Below are 20,943 nucleotides of genomic sequence, written 5' to 3'. Positions count from 1 at the left end.
AGAATTGGCAGGATTAACAGGAAGTGTGGCAAGAGTGGTAACGGAGGCTTATGAGCTTTCGAAATCGCCAGAGGACTGGCGCAGTCCAGGACGCTTCGCGGCTGCGGTGTGTCTCCGCTGCGGGACTTGGCAAGTCCCGCTCCTTGGGCCTTGAGGAAGCTCGGTATACAGGTGGCGAAATCACCTCCTCATAGCTTCCACACGGCCACGCCCATGTGATAGCCGGAATAGAGGGGGGAGTCTTTGGAGTAGTAGGCGGTGACGATGTCGCCATTGGCAAGCTGGACGCTGCTGGGGTAGCCGCAGTCCCAGCTATGGCTGTGGGCCACACGGATGGGGTCGCTCCAGGTGGTGCCATCGTCGCTGCTGAACTTGGCGCGGACGCCATACTGGCGGGCAACACGGACGCCGTAGGTCAGGAGGAGGCGGCCATCCTTCAGACGGGTGAGGTGGCCATTGATCTCGTTGCGACCCGTGACACGCAGGGGAGCCTGCCAAGTGGCGCCATCGTCATCACTGCGGTAGAGATCCATGGCCTCCACACGGGCAGCGGCCAGCCAGCTTTTACCACCGAGGGGAAAAAGATCGGTCTCATTGTGACGTGCGCCGATGACGGACACAGCCTTCCACGAGGCACCGTCATCATCGCTGCGGAAGAGCCAGGAGCGGTAACCCTTGGTCTTCGTGCTCTTCGTGGCATCGGTGAACTGGCCGTGATAACAAGAAGTGTAGAGAGCGCCGTCGCGTGCCCAGATATCGCCAAAAGGGATGTAGTGCGTCCAGCCATCTTCAGGTGCGGGGAAGTTTTCATGCTGGGTCCAGGTGCGGCCACCATCGGTGGAACGCAGCACCCAGTTGGAAAGGATGTCATCGCGAAAGGGGGCCTGCTTGGGCCGCTGCGGCTGCTTCACATCCGTCCAGCCGGAGCAGAGGACGATGAGGTCGCCATTGGCGGCGAGACCGACGGCGTGATTCATGCGGATGGTGTGGGGCACGTGGCGGGTGATGGTGCTGCGCTTTTCCCACGCCAGGCCGTCTTTGCTGGCCCAGCAGTCAATGTCGCCCTCCATCGTGCCGTGCCCAGGCTGGTTATGCACCACGGCGATGACGGTGCCATCGCGCAGAGTGGTGAGATTGGGCCAGGCGCAGACATCGCGGATGGCGGCGGCTGTTTTCACCTGGGCGGGTTTCTTTTCCTGATCCGCCGCACGCCAGTCCTGCAGGCGCTGCCACTCCAGGCCGGGCTGGTCCACGCGGAACTGCACGAGCTGGCCGTTCTGCATCTCGGTGACGTAGGCGGTGCGGCCATCGGGACCGCCGAAGCAGATGTTTGATGGATTGCTGCCCGGCAGGGTGATCTCCCGCAGGATGTCGCCCTTGGGCGAAAGCTTCACCACGGTGCCTTTGCCATGGCGGGTGATGTAGAGATTCCCCTTCACATCCAGACGCATGCCATCAAAGCCAAAGTCGGGAAACTCCCTGAGCAATCGTTTGTTATTCAGCGATCCATCTGACTCAATGCTGAAGGCCCAGACCTTCCGCTGCACGCTCTCATTCACATACAGCGTCTTGCCATCTGGGCTGACGTCAATGCCATTCGTGGTGCCCATGTCCGGGGCGACTTTGGTGAACTTGCCCTCGCGGCTGATGCGCCAGATCTGCCCGGTGCCGGCCTTCCAGTTCGGGTCGCTGGCGTAGAAGCTGCCGTCATCCAAAATGGCGAGGTCATTGGGCTGGTTCAGCGTCGGCTCATGGGCCCAGACGATGGTCTCGCCGGTCTGGCGGTTCACCTTTAAAATGTTGTGGCCGGTGTAGTCGGCCACGTAGAGAAAGCCGTCGGGCCCGAGGCGGATGCCATTGGCGGTGCTGCCAGTGGGCAGGTTCACAAACAGGGCCGCCTTCCCCTGCGGGCTGGTTTTGCCCAGGGTGTGCTCGCCACCGAATTTCACGCAGTAGATGTTGCCCGCTTCATCGCAGGCGGGGCCTTCGATGCCATCGGTGAACAGGCCCTTTTCCGTCAGCGGGCTGGCTTGAAACAGGGCCTCCTCCGCAGCGAAGGTGGGGCCGGACAGGAGGACGAGCACGGTGAGGAATGGGCGGAGCATGACGGGATAAACCAACGCCGCAAAGATGAGGGTTTCTCTCACTCCATGATTGTCATTTTCAAAGGGACCCTTCAGCATCGGCAATAACCCTGTACCCCACCGACCCCACGCATGAGACTTCTTTCCCGTTATCTCGGCCTCGGCCTCCTCATCGCGCTGGCAGGCTGCGGCCAGCCGGAGGCCCCGGCACCCACACGCGGCACCATCGGTGCATCCTTGCTGACTCTGGACAATCCTTTCTTCAAAGTCATCGGCGATAATCTGGCCGCCGAAGGGCGCAAGCAGGGCTACGAGGTCATCGTGGTGAGCGGTGATAAGGACGTGGCCAAGCAGAGCAACCAGGTGAAGGATTTCATCGTGAAAAAGGTGAGCGCCATCGTGCTGAGCCCCTGTGATTCCAAGTCCATCGTGCCGGTGATTCAGGAGGCGAATGCGGCGGGCATCCCCGTCTTCACCGTGGATGTGCCCTGCAATGAACCGGGCGTGAAACTGGTGACGCAGATCGCCACGGACAACTATGGCGGTGGGAAAGAGGCGGGCGCGGCGATGATCGAGGCCCTGGGCGGCCAGGGCGGCAAGGTGGCCGTGCTGCACCTGAAGCAGGTGGAGTCCTGCCAGCTACGTGTGAAGGGATTCCGCGAAGTCATTGACGCGCACAATGCCAGCGGCAAACCGAAGATTGACATCGTGGCGGAGCTGGAAAGCGGCGGTGCCAAGGACCTGGGCTACAAGGCGGCAGAGGACACTCTGCAGGCCCATGCGGACCTGCGCGGCATCTTTGCCATCAATGATCCCGCTGCCCTGGGCGCACGCGCCGCACTGGAAAAGGCGGGCAAGGAAAAGCAGGTGGTCATCATCGGATTCGACGGGCAGCCGGAGGGCAAGCAAGCCATCAAGGACGGCAAGATCTACGCGGACCCCATCCAATTCCCTGACAAAATGGGCGTGCAGTTGGTGCAGTCCATCATGACGTGGTCACGCGGGCTGCCACAGTCGCCGCAGATCCTCATCCCCACGCAGCTCTACCGCCAGGCAGACGCGCAGCAGGACCCTGAACTGAAGTAACCCCCTTTCCTTTTTTCCCAGCTATGAAACGTCCCCTGCTCCTCCTGCTGTCCGACCACGGCATGATCCTCGTGCTGGCCGCGCTGTGCGCCTTCTTCAGCCTAGTCACGCTGACGGACCAGTCCGTGACGGGCGAGGCAGCAGTGGCACAAGTGGTGGAGGAAGTGAAGGCCGGGCAAACGGTCATGGTTGTGGTTAGGCCATCTGCCGACGACTCCGCCTATGCGGATGCGGTGGCCACGCAAGTGACGTCGGCGGGTGCGACGGTGGCGGCCGTGGTGAAGGGTGCGCCAGCCGATGTGCGGGCCGCACTGGAAAAGCAGGCCGCCACCGGAGCGAAGGTGAATGCCATCATCGGCACGGAGGAAACCGTGCGCTGGCTGGTGCTGGAGGAACTGGCCAAGGACTTCGCCCCGCTGGGGTCCCCACGCGTAGTGAAACCCGACAGCTATCGCTGGCCCAATTTTCTCAAAGGCGACAACCTCCTGAACATCGCCAACCAGATCGCTGTGATCGCCATCATCGCCATCGGCATGACGATGGTCATCATCACGGCTGGCATTGATCTCTCCGTGGGCAGCCTGCTGGCACTCGCTGCTGTGCTGGTCTCCTGGTCCATCCGAGAAAAAGCGGGCGCACTGGAGGCGGGCACGGGCGGCATGGTGCTGGCCAGTGCCGTGGCCATCCTGGCCTGCGGTCTGGCGGGCGGCTTCTCCGGGCTGATGATCACACGTTTTAGCATCCCGCCGTTCATCGTCACCCTGGCCATGATGCTGGTGACTAGCGGCTTTGCCTACACGCTAGCGGAGGGGCAGTCCATCTATCAGATCCCGGACACGTTTGTCTGGTTAGGCCGTGGGGCCGATGTACTGGGCATCCCGAATGCGGTGCTGCTGATGCTGCTGCTCTACGTCGCCGCGCATCTGGTGATGACGCAGATGCGCATGGGCCGTTACCTGTATGCCGTGGGCGGCAACCGCGAGGCCGCGCACATCTCCGGCGTGCCGGTGGACCGAGTGCTGATGTTTGCCTATGTGGCCAGCGGCCTGCTGGCGGGCCTGGGCGGCGTGGTGATGGCGTCGCAACTCAAAAGCGGATCCCCCACCTACGGAGGTATGTATGAGCTGTACGTCATCGCCTCTGTGGTGGTGGGTGGCACCAGCCTCAGCGGTGGCAAAGGCAGCATGGTCGGCACACTCACGGGTGCTTTCATCATTGCCGTGATCCAAAACGGCATGAACCTGACCAACGTGGAAAGCTACACGCAGAAGGTCGTTCTCGGGGCCGTGATCCTGGGGGCCGTGCTGGTGGATAAACTGCGGAGAAAATAGGTAGCCGCCGCCGCTAACAAATAGCCACACCTTCCGCACGCATCTGACGATACCACTCCACGTATGCAGGCACCCCTTCCGTTATCGTTGTGGTGGGTTTAAAATTCAGCAACTGCCTCGCTTTGCTCACGTCGGCCGAAGTCAGCGGCACATCTCCAGGCTGCTCAGGCAACTGATGGATCACCGCCTTTTTGCCCACTCCATTTTCGATGGTGGAGATGAGATCATTGAGTGTCACCGTCTGTGAACCGCCCAAATTGAAGATATCGCAAATAGGTCCGGAGCGATAATGAAGCGCTCCAATGATGCCATCCACAATGTCATGGATAAAGGTGTAGTCCCTCGCTGTGTGCCCTTCTCCAAACTTATCAATTGGCTTCCCCTCATCGATCAAACGAGTGAATTTAGAAATGGCCAAGTCGGGGCGCTGCCGTGGACCATACACTGTAAAAAAGCGTAGGCACACCGTTTTAATGCCGTAAAGGTGACTGTAATTCGAGCACATCTGCTCTCCTGCCATCTTGGTCATCGCGTAGGGACTGATGGTTTGCAATATGGGGTCCTCTTCACTAAACGGCACTTTTTTGTTTACCCCATATACCGAGGAACTGCTGGCAAAAACGAAATGCTTGCAGCCGATCTTCCGCGCCGCTTCCAGCAGATTAAACGTACCTTTGATATTGGTATCAATGTACAGCTCAGGTTGTTCAATGGAAGGACGCACCCCTGCGCGTGCGGCGAGGTGAATCACGGCCTCAAACTGGCCTTGCTCAAACACACGTCGGACGAATGCAGCGTCCGTTAGCTCACCTTCCTGCACCGTCACTTGCCCGCCAAAATGGCGCACGTTTGAACGTTTGATGGCCGGATTGTAATAGTCATTGAAGCTGTCGAAAATCGTCACCTCATGACCTCCGCTTTTGAGCAGACGTTCAACAGTGTGTGAGCCGATGAATCCGGCGCCGCCGGTGACAAGAATCTTCATGGATGATTAGAATAGCCATACCGTCAGACATAGACAACGCCTTTGCAACTGAGAGTGCCTCCGTGAGGTCAAACAAAAGGGCTGTCTAGTGCTACATTTCAGCCTTTACTTCATTGTAATGGCGAACGGTGTAGCCACGGGCCTCTAGCAATTTGATCAAGCCCTTGTCCGCCACAAAGTGGCCCGTACCTACGAGCAGCATCACTTTTTCTCCTTTTTGCAGCATCTCGTCCAGGCGTCCCAGCCACGCCTGGTTCCGGTGGAACAGGAATAGATCCATGAGATCTGGAAACTTTGCCTGCTCACGAAAGAGAATTTCGCCCAGTGCATCCAACCGACCGTGCTTCCAGGACTCGATCATGCTCGCAAACTCCTGAGGGAGCGTGTTAACCTCTCCGAGTGTCTGATCCAGCATCTCATTTTGCTGAGCGGGTGTCAGACTGGCAAAAAGCTGGAGTTGAAATTCCACGGTTTCCAGCCCCGTGGCAGGTTTCCCATCGCGCTTTGCCCTAGCCTCAAAATGATTATCCACCCCCCATTCGGGTTTTGCGCCCAGCGCCGCATACTCCGTTGAAGTGATCAGCAAGGCCACAAACCAGGGTCTGAAACGATTGAGTGACGAAGGTTCGACACCCCGACTACGGGCCCATTTTTTCACCGCCTGCCATGTTTGCGGACTCACACTGGCCTCTAAGGAGCTTTCGGTTGAATACACCCCCAATTCACGCATGCGAGAGGTCATGCTACTGCCCTCACCGGCTCCTGGAGGCAGTTCAAAAACCACTCGGTCGGCATTGGCATAGGCTGCCTCATAGGCCGGAGAAAGCGGATAATCACCTTCCCTGAGGATATGAATCGTCCCACAGAGAAACAGGCGCCCCCCCGTTTTAGGCGCATCCACCACCCACACGCTACCTGCAGGATCCGAAGCCAAAACAGGCGTATCCGGTGTCTGTGGGGGAGACACACGACAGGCCGTGAGAGTCAGTAAAAGGGCTAAGCCAAACGTGTGGCGGAAAGAAAACACGTGGGATTCAAACACCGCCCGAGCAGGAAAGGCAACCCTGGATGTGAACCGACCATCTTTAAACCTGGTAAAAGCCACAGACAGTCACCTTTTCATCACTTCTCAGTTGCTCCCCAGCCCTGGAACTTCTACCCAGTGAAATAATCTCTCATGACTCACGAAACACCCCTCATTCTGCCCTCTCTCCTCGCCGCTGACTGGTCCCGTGTCGCCGCAGAAGTGAAACGTGCTGAAGATGCTGGGGTGCAGTGGCTACACCTGGACGTGATGGACGGAGCGTTTGTGGACAACATTTCCTTCGGCCCTCAAATGGTGCAGACTGTGCGTAAATGCACCTCCATGTATCTAGATGTGCATCTCATGATCCATCGCCCAGACCATTATGTGGACCGTTTTATCCACGCTGGGGCCGACAATATCACCATTCACGTCGAAGCCCGCTATGACAACTCCGTGCTTGAGACGCTGCGCCACATTCGTGCTGCTGGCAAACATGCAGGCATTGCCCTTCATCCAGACACGCCTTTTGAAGCCGCCCTACCTTACGTCAATGACATTGACCTTCTTCTGGTGATGACCGTGGTCCCAGGCTTTGGTGGGCAGCCGTTCATGGAAAAAGAAACCATGCCCAAACTAGCTGCGGCACGCGACTACCGCGATGCCCACGGTCTGAAGTATCATCTCGAGGTGGATGGCGGCATTTATCCCCATACAGCTCCCATTGCCAAGGCCAACGGTGCCAATTTGTTTGTCTGTGGCACTTCTTTTTACGGTCCTTCAGACACCGCTGCCGCCATGGCCGAGCTGAAAACCTGTGTCGCGTGAGCCACGCAATCTGCTGCCAAAGCTCCCAACCAAGGCCTCAGCATCAGTCGTTCACAGGCTTCATGCATGGAGGCTTGATCTGCATAACTTTCTGCGCGAACGCCTTCACCTGAGTATGCGTGACTACTTGCTTTTGCACTTGGTGATTCTCGCCTGGGGTTTTACCGCGATCTTGGGAAAGCTGATCACACTTCCCCCCATTGAGGTAGTTCTTTGGCGAACGGCCATTGCTGCGGCAGGCTTTGCGCTCCTGACGCGTGGGCTCAAGCAGAACCTCCAAGTCTCCCGCACAGATCTTTGGAAAATGTTAGGCGTAGGGGCCATTCTAGGCCTGCACTGGATCCTCTTTTTCCTCTCTGCCCGCCTCGCCACGGCCAGCGTTAGCCTTGCCGCTCTACCCACGGCCATGCTTTGGTGCAGCCTCATCGAGCCCTATGCCGATGGCACTCGACGCTGGAGACCATTAGAACTTCTCGTCGGCATCATCATCGTGGGAGCGGTATGGATGATCTATGAGGTCGAATTGCGTTATTGGTTAGGCTTTACCGTAGGCATCGTCTCCGCTCTCCTAGCGGCTCTGTTTGCCGTCATGAATAAACAACTAGTCGCTCGCAGCCACTACGCGGTCATGGGTTACTATCAAATGCTTGGGGCTTTAGTGATAGCTATGCTTGCTTGGCTGGTAACGACTCCAGGACAATTCAACATACCTGGAGCCTCGGACTGCCTATGGATCCTTCTCCTGGCCACAGTCTGCACGGTTGGGGCTTATGCTGGCTACATGGCCGTCCTGCGCCGTATGTCGGTCTTCACGGTGAATGTCGTTTATAATCTAGAGCCCGTCTATGGCATCATCTTGGCCGTGCTGATCTTTGGGTCGCAAGAGCATATGAGCGGCGGTTTTTACATCGGCGCTTCCATCATCATGGGTAGCGTCCTCATCGTGCCCTGGCTCAGCCGATGGGTGGAGCGGAAACCCCTTGTTAAATTATTCCCTAGAGGGTAGATGCTCGACAAAACCTCTCGTCGAGCGTTCTAGAGCAGTAATCAGGACACCCTAGCCACCGCGACATTCGCGCAGGAGCCTTTCATGGAGTAGTAAATCAGAAAAAGAATTTCCGGTAAGTAGGCTGGAACAAACCGCCGTACAAAGACCTCAAGTACGGTTTGGAGAAAACCTTAAAATCGATTGTAGCTCAACGGTGACAACGCCAGCCTTGAGGACATTCGAGTAGCCCTTGCCGCCCCTCGATGAGCCGGAACGTGAAGCCCGCGTCAAGTGTTTAAAGAACAAGTCAGAAGCCTGGCCAGGGATTCAGGTGAGGAGCCTGGGTTTGCGATGAATGCGGAGATAACATCCTTCTTGAAGAACCTAGGATGGCACTCCACAAGAGACAGTCATTGTCAGCGCCAGCACAACGCACAGCTCATTGGTCTGTCTCATCGAAGACAGCCAAATGGATCATCGCCCCCCTGCATTACACCCGCAGACAAGAGCGACCCGCATCAGCCAAGGAGAGTTTACCTTTGAAGGATAAATTACTTAATATTGGAGAACATTCGAATATGACCAAAGAAATTCAGCAGGTGAAAACCCTCCCCGAGATTCATACGGAAGCAGATTTCCAAGCCGCCTCCGAGCGCGGGTATCAGGCAGCGTCACACTACCTGAAGCAGCATTCCAAACCCTTTTCAGAATGGGCAGTGAACGATCTGACCAAATTGCATCGGCTCTACTTTGATGAGATCTACCCGCATGCAGGACAACTGCGGCAACCTGGTGACCTAGCTGCCTTCAGCGGACGAGTGGGGGCGGATAGCAAAAACATCCAGGCCGAGCTTCAACTGCTGACGAATCAAGTGAAGTCTCTTTCCAAAAATCTGGAGGGCATCGATACGCCCACAGGCCTTTCGGATCGTCTAATGCTGCAGGGCTTCGTTCATGCACGGCTTGTGCTCATCCATCCTTTCCAAGATGGCAATGGCCGATGGACCCGTTTGATGACTTCTGCTTTGGAAAAAGAATTGCTTCCCAATACTCAAAGAGCCCAGCATGTGCCACGCGCCGTTTACATGCACGCGCTGAAAGAACTGCCGTCTAACCTAGGTCCACTGATGAACTACCATGCGGAAAGGTACGGCTTGCGCCCATCCACACTGAAAGTGCTCCGTCCACCGTTCCCTGTACAGGTTACTCTAAGGAATTGAAGAACGGATGAAGGGAGGTTCGCCTAACTAACTGTGAGACCGTTGGGCCTGCTGCTTTTCAAAATCTGCCGCGATCCTGGCAAACTTGGCTTCCAAGCGCCCGCTCTCAATGTACTCGCGCATACCTTCCCGGATTTCGTCTAGGTTGAGATGAGCTGGCTGGCCATAAGAGATGGCCAAGAGAGCGGGGTCCTCGCCCTCCTCCAAGTCAGATCGGAACTGGACGTTTAGGCCTTCATAGGCCCAGGACTGTTCGGTATCCAGGATCATGGCTCGCCTCATTTCGCGTGCTCGCGCCTGGATCTCCGCTTTGCCGGGGATGAGGCGCAGGCCTTTGGCATCCTCATCACTAGCTTTCCAGGCGGCACGTAAGAAAGCCTCCAGAGCAAGAGGGTGCAACTCACGGTTAGCGCACATGCCCCGAAAGCTGCGCGTGAAGGCGGCGAAATCAGCCTTGCGGAGGAAGGAGCAGGTGAGGGCCAAAGACTCAAAGCGTGCGCGCACGGCATCCGCCTCGCGCTCAGGCAGGCCCTGATGCATCATTTCAAGGCGGATGGCTTCATTCATCAACTCTTCACAACTTTGATCGTTTCAAGAGTCTTCAGGGGAATGGGGAGATGGAGAGGACATTGGCGGAAAAGGTTGGAGACGACGCCATTGATTTTACCTGAACGGGCTCGCGTGGATCAAGCCTATAAACCCCTTGAAGCCTCACGGATTCTTGCGATGCAGTGAGTCCTCTGCAAGATTGTCGCCTAGGCCCCGCAACTGACCCTCCCGAAGAACACCCTTGTTTTGATTCATGACTGACGACTTCTATTGCAGTGTCTTTATTGAGTTCAATCGACAAAAGTCTGAGTTAGGTGAAACCATTGCGAGGCTTGTGAAAGGAAGATTGGAGATCTTATGTGATATACAGTGTCCTTGGGCAGAGATCTATTTTGGTAAGAACATAGATTCAGGCCTCGGGGAAGCGGGAGAAGAAGACTTATTTTTATACTACCGCTACAAGCTGGAAATCGAACCTGTAGCGTCCACGGATAAAGCCACCTATGTGGAAGGTATCAGCCAGCTTTTGACCGGTTTGTGGGAGCAAAAGATCCCTGCCGTCGCCGCTTGTCATTTTGAAGATGACCTTCCTGACGGTGGCGGAAAAAGCTGGTGGAAAAGTGAGGCTCAATCTTGAGCGAAATCACCCAAGTGTGAAGAGGCAGGTGCCTGACACTGGCACCCGAATAAAGGCGTAACATTCATTGGCCTAACAAGAAGATGGATTCAGTTTTGGTTGTGACCGCAGATGGTAAAGGATTGGACCAAAATTGGGTGCTTATAAGCCAATATCCACCTGACATGGCGAAGCATCCATTTGGCGCACAATCGATTGTGGAAAAGGCACACTGACAATAAAAAACCTGGCAAAGCGGTGCTTTGCCAGGTTTTAGTTTCCCGCCTTGCTCCTTAAAGGAGTCCCTATCTGTAGGGATTCGGAAGCAGCCCCAAACTCAAACGGCACAGACACCTCATCTGGGAGCGCATTGTGCGCTTTAACCAAAGATCGGTTCATGTCAATTCGGCCTGGTGAGGGCGGATCGCCAACGTCAAAAAAAACGCCCAGCTCACCCTGGCCGATCTCAACGTCCTGGGCCAGTCCGTGACCGAGTTCAAACAAGGCCTCGCCACCTACGCCAGCCGCATCCACCAGGGGGCCCGCGCCATCGGCCTCGTCGAGGAAAAGTCCGAAAACGACGCCCGCCTCTTCGTCAATCAAAACCGCACCAGCCTGGAGGCCCTCGCCGCCAACATCCGGGAAGTGGAGCTAGCCACCGGAGACACCTACCTGCATGGGGACAGCCCCACCGCCATCATTGAGGCCTACTCCCACCTCGCCCGCCTGTGGGCCACAGGCACCCGCCACGGCAGCCCCATCAGCCGGGCCGTGCGCAGCCAAGAGGCCAGCCACGCGCGGCAGCAGCGGCAGCGCCTGCGCCAGGCCGCGCAGCAGGGCAGCGCACCCGGCCTCATGGCCCGGCTGCAAGACACCCTGGACTTCTTCCGCGAAAGCCTGCGCCAGGCCGCCCGCCAGGCCAAAGCCCAGCGCAAAACAAGCTAGGGAACCTCAAAGGCTTCCTCAATGAATCCCTCGGCCTCACCGAAGAAGCCGCTCATGTGGCGGGGGTGGAGAGTGAAGCCCTGAAGATAATTGGTTCCACCTTCAGCCTTCGTTTAAGAATTGAAAATGCAGAGTTTAATGTTCCCTCAAAAGCGCCTCCAGTATTGCAACTAGAGGGCATTAGTCTGCGCTCAGGATCACCCAAAGAAGTGGCTCAGGAAGGGCGCTCTTGGCTTACTGCAACTGCGCCATTAATTGCAGCAAGGATGCCTGCGCCGTTTGTGCTTTCACAGCGCGGTGTCAATAAAATGAAGCAAGTGAAAGTTTATGAGGGAGAAAATGTGGCTGCTCATTTTGAGGCAGTGGCTGCACTTCCTGAACTATTGGAAAACTCAGAAGTGCTTGCCAGAAAGCCCGACTCTGAAGGAAAGGATGTTGCCTTCTATGAGCGACGTTATGCATGGGCTGTGTTTCCGGACGGCCAACGGCGTCATGTTTTGATGACAGTTCGCTACCTTTTACAAACAGCAGAGCCTCCAAGAATGTATTCCTTGGAGGCCCTGGAGGTCCGCGATGCACTGGAGGCTTTCAACGATGGGGAACCGAGCGAACAATCGGCACCGTCATCGGCTGCGACCAAGCTTAGCTTTAGCCTAACTGATTTTATGGCTGGAGTCAAGTCTGAGGATAAAGCAGAGCTGATCCTCAGTGATCGTCTAGAGGCCCTCTCCGCAGACTTAGGAGAGCAGGTGCAGGCACAGCCTGAACAGCAGCCCGCCCTGCTCCAGCGTGCACATGAGCACCTGGCCACCGCACACGCCACCTGGGCTGCACAGCCCACATCCACCAGCGCCCAGCAGCAGGCCCTGCGCAGCCTGGATGCCGTGCTTACCGTGCTGCCGCCCGAGGTCCGTGCCCAGCTAGGCGGCTTCCTCCAGCTCAGCAGCCTGAGCACCGCCGCTGCCCGCCATACCGAGATTGAAAAACGCTTCACCCAGCTCACCGATTACCTCGCCCAGCCACGCGCTACGCAGGCAGGGGATGCTACAGCACGTTTGTCATCCTTTATACCGTCTGGCGAAAAGCCTGTGAACCCTGGCAATGAGGGGACCAAAGGACCCGAAGGTCTAACGTCTCAGTCAGGCAAAGTTCCGCCCGGTGAAGGAAATAGCCGCTCCCAGGATTACACTCGGCTACCCTCGCCTCTGTTCGTGCCGGGCCAACAGATCGTGGAGGTGTTCGGTGGGGAAAATAGCCAGATTCCAGGGGCGATTAATGTGGATCTGAGAGCCCAGCAAGGAATAAAGGATTCGGTCGAAAATATCTCCCGGCATTTTGCCCCTAAAAGTCAGGATCTCATAGTGGCGAGCAATCCTTATGGCCTCCCTATGGAAGCGTGGCTCATAGAGGCTTCCAAAGTATTAAAAAAGGGAGGACGAATCGTTATAAATGGCACCAAGGGTAATAAGTTTATCAAGGTGCCCGAAAACCAAGTTTTAAAAGAGATGGGATTTAAACTTGTTGTTGAGAAGACCGCTTTGGCGGAAGATTTCAAAGTTCATTTCTTTAAGACAACAGATGGAAGAGAGTTATTTCACAAGGCGGTGATGACAACCATCATTGAAAAGATTAACGACTGAATGTTATGAGTATATTTCTCACACACTTTGATGACCTGCATACGATGGATACCGTCTATGGAAAAATGACCTTCCAGGCGGAGCGGACAATCATCGAAATCCTGAGCGGGCTCGAATTCATGGAAGCACATCCTGGTTATGCCATTTACGGCAAAAAGTGCCCAAAGGCCCAGATTGTCTTTAACAAAGTCAGGTCCTACAAGCTGACAATTTGTCCTTATCTGAAAACACCGGAGGAAGGTGGGTTTGGCCCTGCGCAGGTGGAGTCTAACCAATGGCCTAGCACCGGAACCTTCACGGATTTTTACTTGGAAGGAGTCAAGCTGGATGCTCCCGCCGCCTGGTTAAGCCTAGAGCTCCAGGCTCAGTCCTTTGAGCTCCACATCCAGGATTAGTCTTTGCCTATGAAAGTGAAGTAGTCCCTACAAACAAAAACTTCTGATCTCATAGAGGTCAGGAGTTTTGCTCAAGAAAGACTAAAGCCTCACTTGAATTTCTTCGGCTCTGCCCCTTGAAGGGGTCCCCATCTGCAGGGATTCCGACGCAAGCCGCAGACTCAAACGGCACAGACACCTCATCTGGGAGCGCATATTGATTCTAACCAAAGATTGATTCATATCAATTCGGTCTGGTGAGGGCTCAGCGCCTCCTCCCCCGCCTCGCCCAGCCCACGGGCCATGCCGATACCGCCACCACTGAGCAACGCCAGGCCGCCGCCCTGCGCATCCAGCACCGCACCCAGCAGGCCGAGCAGCAGCAGCTCCAGCACGCCGGCATCAGCATCCGCAAAGTCGGCCAGCAGTGGGAAGTCTCCAATGTTGCCGATGGCACCGCCGCCCTCCTCCCCACAGCGGAGCAGGCCATGGCCCTCTTTCGCAGTCAGGTCGCTGATCTCGGCATCCAGGAAGATGAGCGCACCTTCGCCGTCTTCGAAGCCTTCAGCCAAAACGCCGCCGAGGGAGCGCGCTTCACCCTCAGCCAGTGCAGCCTCACCCTGGCCGATCTTGAAACCGAGGCCCAAGCCGCTGGAGACCAGACCACCCTCACCACCCTTTACGAGCGGCTCGACGTGGAGCGCCAGCGCCAGGCCGCCCGCCTAGCCAAAGCCCAGCGTGAGGGCAAGCTAGGGAACCTCGAAGCCTTCCTCAATGAATCCCTCGGCCTTACTGAAGAAGCTGCCCATGTGGTGGCTGTGGAGCAAGCGGCTCTCAAGATCATTGGTTCCACCTTCAGTGTTAGGCCAGTGCCATACGCGGATAACATTGAAGCTGCCTTCAGACAAAAACTGCCTCCCAACGCTATCCTGGAAATAGGTCCACCTGGGGCTATTTTAAAAGCAGCAGGCCTGCCTGAAATACCGCTGCGCATTCGCCAGAGCAAGATCCGCAAGAAGCGTGGAAAGCATTCTGAGCTGAAGCTAGAGGCCTTGAAAAAACTGCCCGGAGCCCTCAATGACCCCATGATGGTTTACATCTCGCCAGGGGATACCAAGGCCTTTTCCATCATCACCACCATTCCCACAGACCAGGGTCCCATCGCAGCCTATTTCACCACCCGGGAAGAAAATGGCGAGACCGCTCTGGAAGCAAAATCAATCTATGGGCGGATGCCAGAGTTTGTTTTGACGGAAATGAAAGCTGCTGAGTCCTTGGAACTCTTGCGTTACAAAGATGAAAAAAACCTTCAGCGAATGGCTGTCTGCTCAGGGCGATGGCAACGTAAAAACGACGCTTCTACCCAGCACCACAGATTCGCTGAAGGCCAAGTATCATTGTTAAATGAACACGAGGAAAGTCAAACGCCGGACACTAATTCCGTCTGTCAGTACAGATAGCGGTGAATTACCACTATGTATTATGCAATAATCAGCAACTCATTTGACGGGCGTTTATTCGGTCATATGCCGCGTGGCGAATCTACTTCATCGGCTCCATGTAATAGATGCCCGTGGTCATGGTATAGGCATTGGCAATCGGCATGCGTTTCAGAGCGTGCTCAGCCCCCCAAGAGTCGGTGTACAGAAACTCGTTGGTTTTGAGGTTGTAGCCAATAATGAGGCGCATGTGACCTCCTGAAGCCTGGGGAATTTCCGGCTCAGGCAAGAGCCCTAGCATTACACCCCACATGACGGGGATTCCCTGATCAACCAACCCAGTAATGCTGCGCTGGAATTTGCCAAAGCCTGAACGGTCACGGCCAATACGTGAGGTTTTGAGAACCTCACCATCCATAGCACCATAGATCTCATCAATGTAAATGGTGCCACCACGTGGGGCCGCGCTGACCTCACGCTTATCAGCTCGTTTGGCCTCTTTATTGTAATCTCCCACCATGTCCATGAACGTCTTGTAATCCCAATTTTCGATGACTCTGACTCGTACCCGAAGACGCCCTTCCAGCTTATTCAAAGCTTCATACATCTTAGCCGGGCTTGTTCCCCCATCGCTGCTACTATCAGCCACCTGGGCCATCTCATGCTGATCTACGGGGATACCATAGTATTTAAAAACCCGCTCCGCAGTAGCGACTGCACAGTAACCTTTGGGCCCCTGATCCACCATCGGGACATTTGCAATGACGACATCCCCATTTTCCTCACGCTTCAAATTCGTCGCTAGAGAGTCCTTCGTGACTGAAGATGCCTTAGCAGCCACAGCCCCCCCTCCTGGGGTCGTCCCCGTTTTAGGAACCGGAGCCATCAATAAACGGATAAACTCTGGACGAAACGGTAAGTCGCGAGACTTTACCTCTCGCTGGAAGGAATATTCGAGGAGGTAAGCCGTAGGAGGCTTGACCCAAACGTAACCCTCAGCAGCAACAGCCGAAGTTTTGTCCTTCCCGCGCTCCGTTGAAGACACCGCTAGGATCTGGCCAATCTTAGTCCGATGACTTTCAACTAAAGCTTCAAATTTCTCGCGATTTACAAACTCGCTGTCACTATCCCCACGATTAAAAATAGAAAGGCTGATGCGATTAGGCTGGCCTTCGGAACTGAAATTAACAATCGCTTCAGTCACCTTGAGCTGCCCTTGCCACAAACTCAGCCCGGGACCAAAAAAACGTGCTTGATCGCGTTTTTCAGAAAGCCATTGCAGGCCAATCTTTTCAAAATGCTGCTGAAATTGATCCGTCGTGATTTGCCAGATATTTTCACTGGCGAGAGCATCTAAAGCTCTGATAGGAACATTTGTCACAGACTGCTGTGAAAAAGCTAGGGGAGCAATTGCCAAAGTCCCCAGCAACATCAAGATAGAAAATCCACGAAAAAACTTCACCACGCCGGTTCTTACAAGACGCGGACGAGACGAAAAGTGAGCAAAAGGAATAACCATCGATATTTAGATTCTTTTCTACGGGAGATGCTCAAAAAAAAGCTCACTCTGGATATTTTACCAAAGTGAGCCTAAAGGACTCTACAAAATAACGGGAAAGCCAGCGAAAGTCTTTCCTCGGATTCGCGAACTCAATGCGCAGCAGGCTTAGCAGCCTCAGGAGCATGAGCGGCAGGTTTCGCGTGCTCCTCTGCTTTACCGTGATGAGCATCACCATGACCTTCCTTGTGCATGCCTTCATGCAATACTTTTGTTTCCTCCCAGGAATGTTTATCACAAGAAGCGGAAACGAGAATAAGAGCGGCGAGGGCGAGGATTGCTGGGACAGTTTTCATGAGCGCGCTTCAAGATTAGAGGGGGTTTGTCGGCGTGCAATCGCGTTTTATCTGAGACCCTTTTTAGAAAAGAGAGAAGTTAAAACATCCGAATCCACCACTTGCCAGGAGATGCCCCATTTACTCATGGGATGCCGATTGCGAGAAGCCCATCTCAGCTCTACTTTCCACACTCCCCTCCCCCCCCTTTAACAACGCATGGCTGACCATACTTTTCGATTGTCCACAGGACGCACGTTAGGCTATGCCCTGCATGGTGACCCTAAGGGCACCCCTTGCTTTTACTTTCACGGCTGGCCCAGCGCGCGCATTCAGGGAGCTTTGATGGATGAAGCGGGCAAAAAATACGGCCTGCGCTTTATTTCCCCAGATCGCCCAGGCATTGGGCTTTCCGACTTCCATGAAGGACGCGAACTCAAAGACTGGCCCCCACTCCTAACGGAGCTCGCAGACCATCTCGCCCTAGATCAATTCCACATCCTCGGCTGGTCCGGCGGCGGCCCCTACGTCCTCGTCACCACCCTCCACATGCCTCAGCGCCTCTTGAGCGCCACCATCATCTGCGGTGCCCCCCCGCTCACCTTCCTGGGCTACGAGCACATGTTTTGGCTATACCGCATGATGATCCGCCTGCGCCATGCCTTCCCCACCGTCCTCGGCATCATCCTGCGTTTGGGCGAAAAAATAGCCCGTGGCCACCCCGATCAAGCCCCACTCAAATGGCTCATGAAAATGCTCGGCCGCGCAGACCGTGCCGTTTTAAAAGACCCCATCGTCTTTGAAAAAGTACGCGCAGGTATGCTCGAGGCCCTTCGTCGTGGCCCCAAAGCCGTCATTGCCGATGCCGATATCTACCTCTCCGAATGGGGTTTCGAAGTCGGCTCCATCGGTTACCCCATCCACTTCTGGCATGGCAAACAAGACCGTAACATCGACTGGCGCTACACCGAAAAACTCGCCAGCATCATGCCCCACACCACCACCGAATGGCTCGCCGAGGAAGGCCACTACTCCCTCCCCGTCACCCACCTAGACGCCATTTTGGAAAAAGCCCTCGCCCAGCCAAAACCGCCCGCTTCATGCCACATCAGCCATTGATCCCCCTCACGGAAGATCAATAGCTCATCACAGACACGCCCTCGGTTAGACCAGCCCCAGCTTCGTCAGAGTCGCGCGCAGCTCCTCCGTCTTCGCCTCCTCCATCGGCACCAGCGGCAGGCGCAGCTCATTCGTGCAATGCCCAGCCAGCGCCATCGCCGTCTTGATTGGGATCGGATTCGTCGCCAGCTTCAGGAAAGCCGCAAACAGAGGGTAATACTGTTGATGGATAGCCAGCGCTCCCGCAAAGTCACCCTTCAGCGCCAGCTTCACCAGATCACTGATCTGCTGCGGGATCAGGTTCGAGGCCACACTCACCACCCCCACCCCACCCACCGACATAAACGGCAGCGTCAGACCATCATCCCCAGAAAGAATCTCAAAATCCGCCGGCAGCACCTGCTTCATCTGGCTCACCCGCTCAGGGTTCCCCCCAGCCTCCTTGATCGCACGAATGTTCGGGCAGCTCTCCGCCAGCCGCACCACCACATCCAGCCCGATCTCGATCCCGCATCGCCCCGGGATGCTATACAGCATGATCGGCAACTTCGTATTATCCGCGATCGCCTTAAAATGCTGGTACAGCCCCTCCGGCGTCGGCTTATTGTAATACGGCGCCACCTGCAGAGACGCATTCGCCCCCGCAGCCTCCGCCTCCTGCGTCAGCTCGATCGCCTCCCGCGTGCTGTTAGATCCCGTGCCCGCCATCACCACACCCCGGCCCCTAGCAAACTCCACCGTCAGCTTCACCACACGCTCATGCTCATCATAGTCCAGCGTCGGTGACTCCCCCGTCGTACCACACGGCACCACGCCCGACACACCATGGTCGAATTGAAAATCGATCAGCTTCTTCAGCGCATCCTCATCGAGCTGACCGTTGAGAAAAGGGGTAACAATAGCGGTATGGGTTCCTGCGAACATGAGAGTAAAAAAAAGAAATTAGAGAGTAACAGAGCCTTGGAAAACAAAATCCGCCGGGCCAAAAAGCGTCACATCAGAATATTCATGCGGAGCCACCTCCGTAAAGCCCACCCGCAGCGTATCCCCCCCCTTGACCAAGACACTCACCGGGCTCGCAGCCCCCGTCAGCTCGTGGTGGATCAAAGCACACGCCACCATACCCGTCCCACACGCCAGCGTCTCATCCTCCACCCCGCGCTCATACGTCCGGATCGCAATGCTCCCCGGCGCCACCACCTTCGCAAAATTCGCATTCGTCCCCCGCGGCTGAAACGCCTCATGGTAGCGCAGCCCCGCCCCCCACTCACGCACAGGCACCCCCTCCAGATCCTCCACAAACACCACCGCATGCGGCACCCCCGTATTCACAGAGTGCACCGTCAGCACCTCCCCCCCCACCGGCAGCACCGCCCCCAGCGTCAGCCCATGCGGCGCACTCATATTGATCCGCACCTGGTCCCCCTCAAACTCCGCCGAAATCATCCCCGCCAGCGTCTCAAAGCGCACCCGCGTCAGCCCATCCTCATGCAGCCGATTCACAAACCGGCCAAAACACCGCGCCCCATTCCCACACATCTCCGCCTCCCCCCCATCCGCATTGTAATAGCGCATCCTAAAATCCCCCCCCTCCCTCGCCGGCTCCACACACAGCAGCCCATCCGCACCGATCCCCCGATGCCGATCACACAGCCGCGCAATCACCTCCCCCGAAAGCACCAGAGACAAATCCCGATTGTCCAGCATGACAAAATCATTGCCCGCCCCATTCATCTTCCAAAAATTCAGAGTCATAAAAATCAAAAAAATAAAACAAAAAAGCAAAAAAACCCACGCGTCAACACACCTCACACCAGCCCCTTCACCGCCGCCACCAAAGGCCGCACAAACACCTCCACCTGGTCAGCCAGATCCGCCGCCGCCCCCTCCCGCTCGATCAGCTTCACGATCGCACTCCCCACCACCACCCCATCCGCCATACTCGCCACCGTCGCCGCCTGCTCCGGGTTAGACACCCCAAAGCCCACACACACCGGCACCTCCGTAAACTGCTTGATCACAGCCACCTGCTCCGCGATCCCCGTCGCCACCTCCACCTGCGCCCCCGTCACCCCCAGGCGCGAAACATAGTAAATAAAACCCTCCGCATTCCGCGCGATCAGCTCGATCCGCTCCGGCGGCGACGTCGGCGCGATCAACTGAATATGGGCCAGCTCCGGCGTCGGCCTCAGCTCCGCATTCTGCAGCGCCTCCTCCGGCGGCAGATCCAGCACCAGCACCCCATCCACACCCGCCGCCACCGCATCCGTGTGAAAGCACTCATACCCATACGTATAGATCGGGTTCAGGTAAGTAAACAGCACCAGCGGGATCTGCGATCTCGTCCTCAGCACCCGGATCATCTCCAGCACCTTCGGGAAAGTCGCCCCCGCCTTCAGCGCACGGTCCGCCGCCATCTGGTTCACCACCCCATCCGCCAGCGGATCCGAAAACGGCACCCCCAGCTCCACCACATCCACCCCCGCCCGCTCCAGCGCCAGCACCATCTCCACCGTCGCTTCCAGCGTCGGATCCCCCGCAGCGATATACGCCACAAAGGCGCGCTTCCCAGAAGAACGGAGCTCAGCAAAACGACGGTCAAGGCGGTTAGAAAAAGCAGACATGAAAGACCCGCTATCTAGCGCGTCCACATCACTCGTGCAACCCCAGCGCAAAACTTCCATCACCCCACCCTGTCCCCCCTACCCAAAAAAATCCACCTCCTACCCACCACTAAACCCATATCCAGATTGCAAAATTCACGACCACCCGCTTAAATCCTCAAAAATACCCGTAAATCATCTAAGCGCCCAACCACAGCATGCCCCAAGATTTCACCACCTTCTTCCCTGCGGCATTTGTTAAGGGTAGCCTGGATCTAG

At 56.2% G+C, this 20,943-nt stretch carries 20 protein-coding genes; 11 read left to right on the top strand and 9 right to left on the bottom strand.

What is annotated here, in order from left to right:
• Positions 1–188: 188 nt before the first annotated feature.
• On the bottom strand, positions 189–2,183 hold the full coding sequence (locus tag HNQ64_RS11835; RefSeq protein WP_184208763.1) for an SMP-30/gluconolactonase/LRE family protein: 1,995 nt from the start codon (positions 2,181–2,183) through the stop codon (positions 189–191).
• Between the two features lie 33 nt (positions 2,184–2,216).
• Here HNQ64_RS11835 and HNQ64_RS11830 point away from each other — a divergent pair, with 33 nt between their 5' ends.
• A complete protein-coding gene (locus HNQ64_RS11830) occupies positions 2,217–3,170 on the top strand; it encodes a substrate-binding domain-containing protein (protein WP_184208761.1) in 954 nt (317 codons plus the stop codon).
• A gap of 23 nt (positions 3,171–3,193) precedes the next feature.
• On the top strand, positions 3,194–4,501 hold the full coding sequence (locus HNQ64_RS11825; RefSeq protein ID WP_184208759.1) for an ABC transporter permease: 1,308 nt from the start codon (positions 3,194–3,196) through the stop codon (positions 4,499–4,501).
• A gap of 13 nt (positions 4,502–4,514) precedes the next feature.
• On the opposite strand, the gene HNQ64_RS11820 is transcribed toward HNQ64_RS11825, so the two are convergent.
• A complete protein-coding gene (locus HNQ64_RS11820) occupies positions 4,515–5,486 on the bottom strand; it encodes an SDR family NAD(P)-dependent oxidoreductase (RefSeq protein WP_184208757.1) in 972 nt (323 codons plus the stop codon).
• Positions 5,487–5,577: 91 nt separating this feature from the next.
• On the bottom strand, positions 5,578–6,513 hold the full coding sequence (locus HNQ64_RS11815; protein WP_184208755.1) for a TraB/GumN family protein: 936 nt from the start codon (positions 6,511–6,513) through the stop codon (positions 5,578–5,580).
• 150 nt (positions 6,514–6,663) lie between these two features.
• Here HNQ64_RS11815 and rpe point away from each other — a divergent pair, with 150 nt between their 5' ends.
• The 3 genes from rpe to HNQ64_RS11800 all read left to right on the top strand — a co-directional run bounded on the left by rpe (position 6,664) and on the right by HNQ64_RS11800 (position 9,546).
• The gene (gene rpe, locus HNQ64_RS11810; RefSeq protein WP_184208753.1) at positions 6,664–7,338 is read left to right on the top strand and encodes a ribulose-phosphate 3-epimerase; all 675 of its coding nucleotides are present in this window, start codon (positions 6,664–6,666) and stop codon (positions 7,336–7,338) included.
• A gap of 115 nt (positions 7,339–7,453) precedes the next feature.
• The gene (locus HNQ64_RS11805) at positions 7,454–8,344 is read left to right on the top strand and encodes a DMT family transporter (protein ID WP_184208751.1); all 891 of its coding nucleotides are present in this window, start codon (positions 7,454–7,456) and stop codon (positions 8,342–8,344) included.
• A gap of 560 nt (positions 8,345–8,904) precedes the next feature.
• Complete coding sequence (locus tag HNQ64_RS11800; RefSeq protein ID WP_184208749.1) at positions 8,905–9,546, top strand: Fic family protein; 642 nt, start codon at positions 8,905–8,907, stop codon at positions 9,544–9,546.
• Between the two features lie 27 nt (positions 9,547–9,573).
• Here the strand turns inward: HNQ64_RS11800 and HNQ64_RS11795 are convergent, their stop codons facing one another.
• A complete protein-coding gene (locus HNQ64_RS11795) occupies positions 9,574–10,113 on the bottom strand; it encodes a hypothetical protein (RefSeq protein ID WP_184208747.1) in 540 nt (179 codons plus the stop codon).
• A 235-nt stretch (positions 10,114–10,348) separates the two neighbouring features.
• On the opposite strand from HNQ64_RS11795, the gene HNQ64_RS11790 reads away from it, so the two are divergent.
• The 5 genes from HNQ64_RS11790 (at position 10,349) to HNQ64_RS11770 (ending at position 15,130) form a co-directional block, all read left to right on the top strand.
• On the top strand, positions 10,349–10,732 hold the full coding sequence (locus HNQ64_RS11790; protein ID WP_184208745.1) for a 1,4-dihydroxy-6-naphthoate synthase: 384 nt from the start codon (positions 10,349–10,351) through the stop codon (positions 10,730–10,732).
• A gap of 465 nt (positions 10,733–11,197) precedes the next feature.
• The gene (locus HNQ64_RS11785; RefSeq protein ID WP_184208743.1) at positions 11,198–11,656 is read left to right on the top strand and encodes a hypothetical protein; all 459 of its coding nucleotides are present in this window, start codon (positions 11,198–11,200) and stop codon (positions 11,654–11,656) included.
• Between the two features lie 65 nt (positions 11,657–11,721).
• On the top strand, positions 11,722–13,296 hold the full coding sequence (locus tag HNQ64_RS11780; protein ID WP_184208741.1) for an LPD3 domain-containing protein: 1,575 nt from the start codon (positions 11,722–11,724) through the stop codon (positions 13,294–13,296).
• A gap of 5 nt (positions 13,297–13,301) precedes the next feature.
• Complete coding sequence (locus HNQ64_RS11775) at positions 13,302–13,691, top strand: hypothetical protein (protein WP_184208739.1); 390 nt, start codon at positions 13,302–13,304, stop codon at positions 13,689–13,691.
• Positions 13,692–13,927: 236 nt separating this feature from the next.
• Positions 13,928–15,130, top strand: a complete 1,203-nt coding sequence (locus tag HNQ64_RS11770) for a MuF-C-terminal domain-containing protein (protein WP_184208737.1) — start codon at positions 13,928–13,930, stop codon at positions 15,128–15,130.
• A gap of 82 nt (positions 15,131–15,212) precedes the next feature.
• Here the strand turns inward: HNQ64_RS11770 and HNQ64_RS24335 are convergent, their stop codons facing one another.
• Positions 15,213–16,490, bottom strand: coding sequence for a C39 family peptidase (locus HNQ64_RS24335; RefSeq protein ID WP_184208735.1), 1,278 nt, complete (start codon positions 16,488–16,490; stop codon positions 15,213–15,215).
• Positions 16,491–16,759: 269 nt separating this feature from the next.
• On the bottom strand, positions 16,760–16,963 hold the full coding sequence (locus HNQ64_RS11760; RefSeq protein WP_184208733.1) for a hypothetical protein: 204 nt from the start codon (positions 16,961–16,963) through the stop codon (positions 16,760–16,762).
• A gap of 198 nt (positions 16,964–17,161) precedes the next feature.
• On the opposite strand from HNQ64_RS11760, the gene HNQ64_RS11755 reads away from it, so the two are divergent.
• A complete protein-coding gene (locus HNQ64_RS11755) occupies positions 17,162–18,061 on the top strand; it encodes an alpha/beta fold hydrolase (RefSeq protein WP_184208731.1) in 900 nt (299 codons plus the stop codon).
• Between the two features lie 45 nt (positions 18,062–18,106).
• Here HNQ64_RS11755 and dapA read toward each other — a convergent pair whose 3' ends face one another.
• The 3 genes from dapA to trpA are packed head-to-tail and all read right to left on the bottom strand — an operon-like array spanning position 18,107 to position 20,685.
• The gene (dapA, locus tag HNQ64_RS11750; RefSeq protein WP_184208729.1) at positions 18,107–18,985 is read right to left on the bottom strand and encodes a 4-hydroxy-tetrahydrodipicolinate synthase; all 879 of its coding nucleotides are present in this window, start codon (positions 18,983–18,985) and stop codon (positions 18,107–18,109) included.
• Between the two features lie 18 nt (positions 18,986–19,003).
• The gene (gene dapF / locus HNQ64_RS11745; RefSeq protein ID WP_184208727.1) at positions 19,004–19,816 is read right to left on the bottom strand and encodes a diaminopimelate epimerase; all 813 of its coding nucleotides are present in this window, start codon (positions 19,814–19,816) and stop codon (positions 19,004–19,006) included.
• A gap of 53 nt (positions 19,817–19,869) precedes the next feature.
• Positions 19,870–20,685 (bottom strand): tryptophan synthase subunit alpha, encoded by an 816-nt coding sequence (trpA, locus tag HNQ64_RS11740; protein ID WP_184208725.1) that lies wholly within the window; start codon positions 20,683–20,685, stop codon positions 19,870–19,872.
• Positions 20,686–20,943 lie beyond the last annotated feature (258 nt).

Origin of the sequence: Prosthecobacter dejongeii, from assembly GCF_014203045.1 — a bacterium.
Classification (GTDB): Bacteria; Verrucomicrobiota; Verrucomicrobiia; order Verrucomicrobiales; family Verrucomicrobiaceae; genus Prosthecobacter; species Prosthecobacter dejongeii.
Note: the sequence above shows the minus strand (reverse complement) of the source record. Positions and strands in the feature narration are given on the sequence as shown.

Coding starts and splice junctions, on each gene's coding strand:
- HNQ64_RS11835 (WP_184208763.1), bottom strand. CDS start 2,183: ATGCTGAAGGGTCCCTTTGAAAATGACAATCATGGAGTGAGAGAAACC.
- HNQ64_RS11830 (WP_184208761.1), top strand. CDS start 2,217: ATGAGACTTCTTTCCCGTTATCTCGGCCTCGGCCTCCTCATCGCGCTG.
- HNQ64_RS11825 (WP_184208759.1), top strand. CDS start 3,194: ATGAAACGTCCCCTGCTCCTCCTGCTGTCCGACCACGGCATGATCCTC.
- HNQ64_RS11820 (WP_184208757.1), bottom strand. CDS start 5,486: ATGAAGATTCTTGTCACCGGCGGCGCCGGATTCATCGGCTCACACACT.
- rpe (WP_184208753.1), top strand. CDS start 6,664: ATGACTCACGAAACACCCCTCATTCTGCCCTCTCTCCTCGCCGCTGAC.
- HNQ64_RS11805 (WP_184208751.1), top strand. CDS start 7,454: ATGCGTGACTACTTGCTTTTGCACTTGGTGATTCTCGCCTGGGGTTTT.
- HNQ64_RS11800 (WP_184208749.1), top strand. CDS start 8,905: ATGACCAAAGAAATTCAGCAGGTGAAAACCCTCCCCGAGATTCATACG.
- HNQ64_RS11795 (WP_184208747.1), bottom strand. CDS start 10,113: ATGAATGAAGCCATCCGCCTTGAAATGATGCATCAGGGCCTGCCTGAG.
- HNQ64_RS11790 (WP_184208745.1), top strand. CDS start 10,349: ATGACTGACGACTTCTATTGCAGTGTCTTTATTGAGTTCAATCGACAA.
- HNQ64_RS11775 (WP_184208739.1), top strand. CDS start 13,302: ATGAGTATATTTCTCACACACTTTGATGACCTGCATACGATGGATACC.
- HNQ64_RS11760 (WP_184208733.1), bottom strand. CDS start 16,963: ATGAAAACTGTCCCAGCAATCCTCGCCCTCGCCGCTCTTATTCTCGTT.
- HNQ64_RS11755 (WP_184208731.1), top strand. CDS start 17,162: ATGGCTGACCATACTTTTCGATTGTCCACAGGACGCACGTTAGGCTAT.
- dapA (WP_184208729.1), bottom strand. CDS start 18,985: ATGTTCGCAGGAACCCATACCGCTATTGTTACCCCTTTTCTCAACGGT.
- dapF (WP_184208727.1), bottom strand. CDS start 19,816: ATGACTCTGAATTTTTGGAAGATGAATGGGGCGGGCAATGATTTTGTC.
- trpA (WP_184208725.1), bottom strand. CDS start 20,685: ATGTCTGCTTTTTCTAACCGCCTTGACCGTCGTTTTGCTGAGCTCCGT.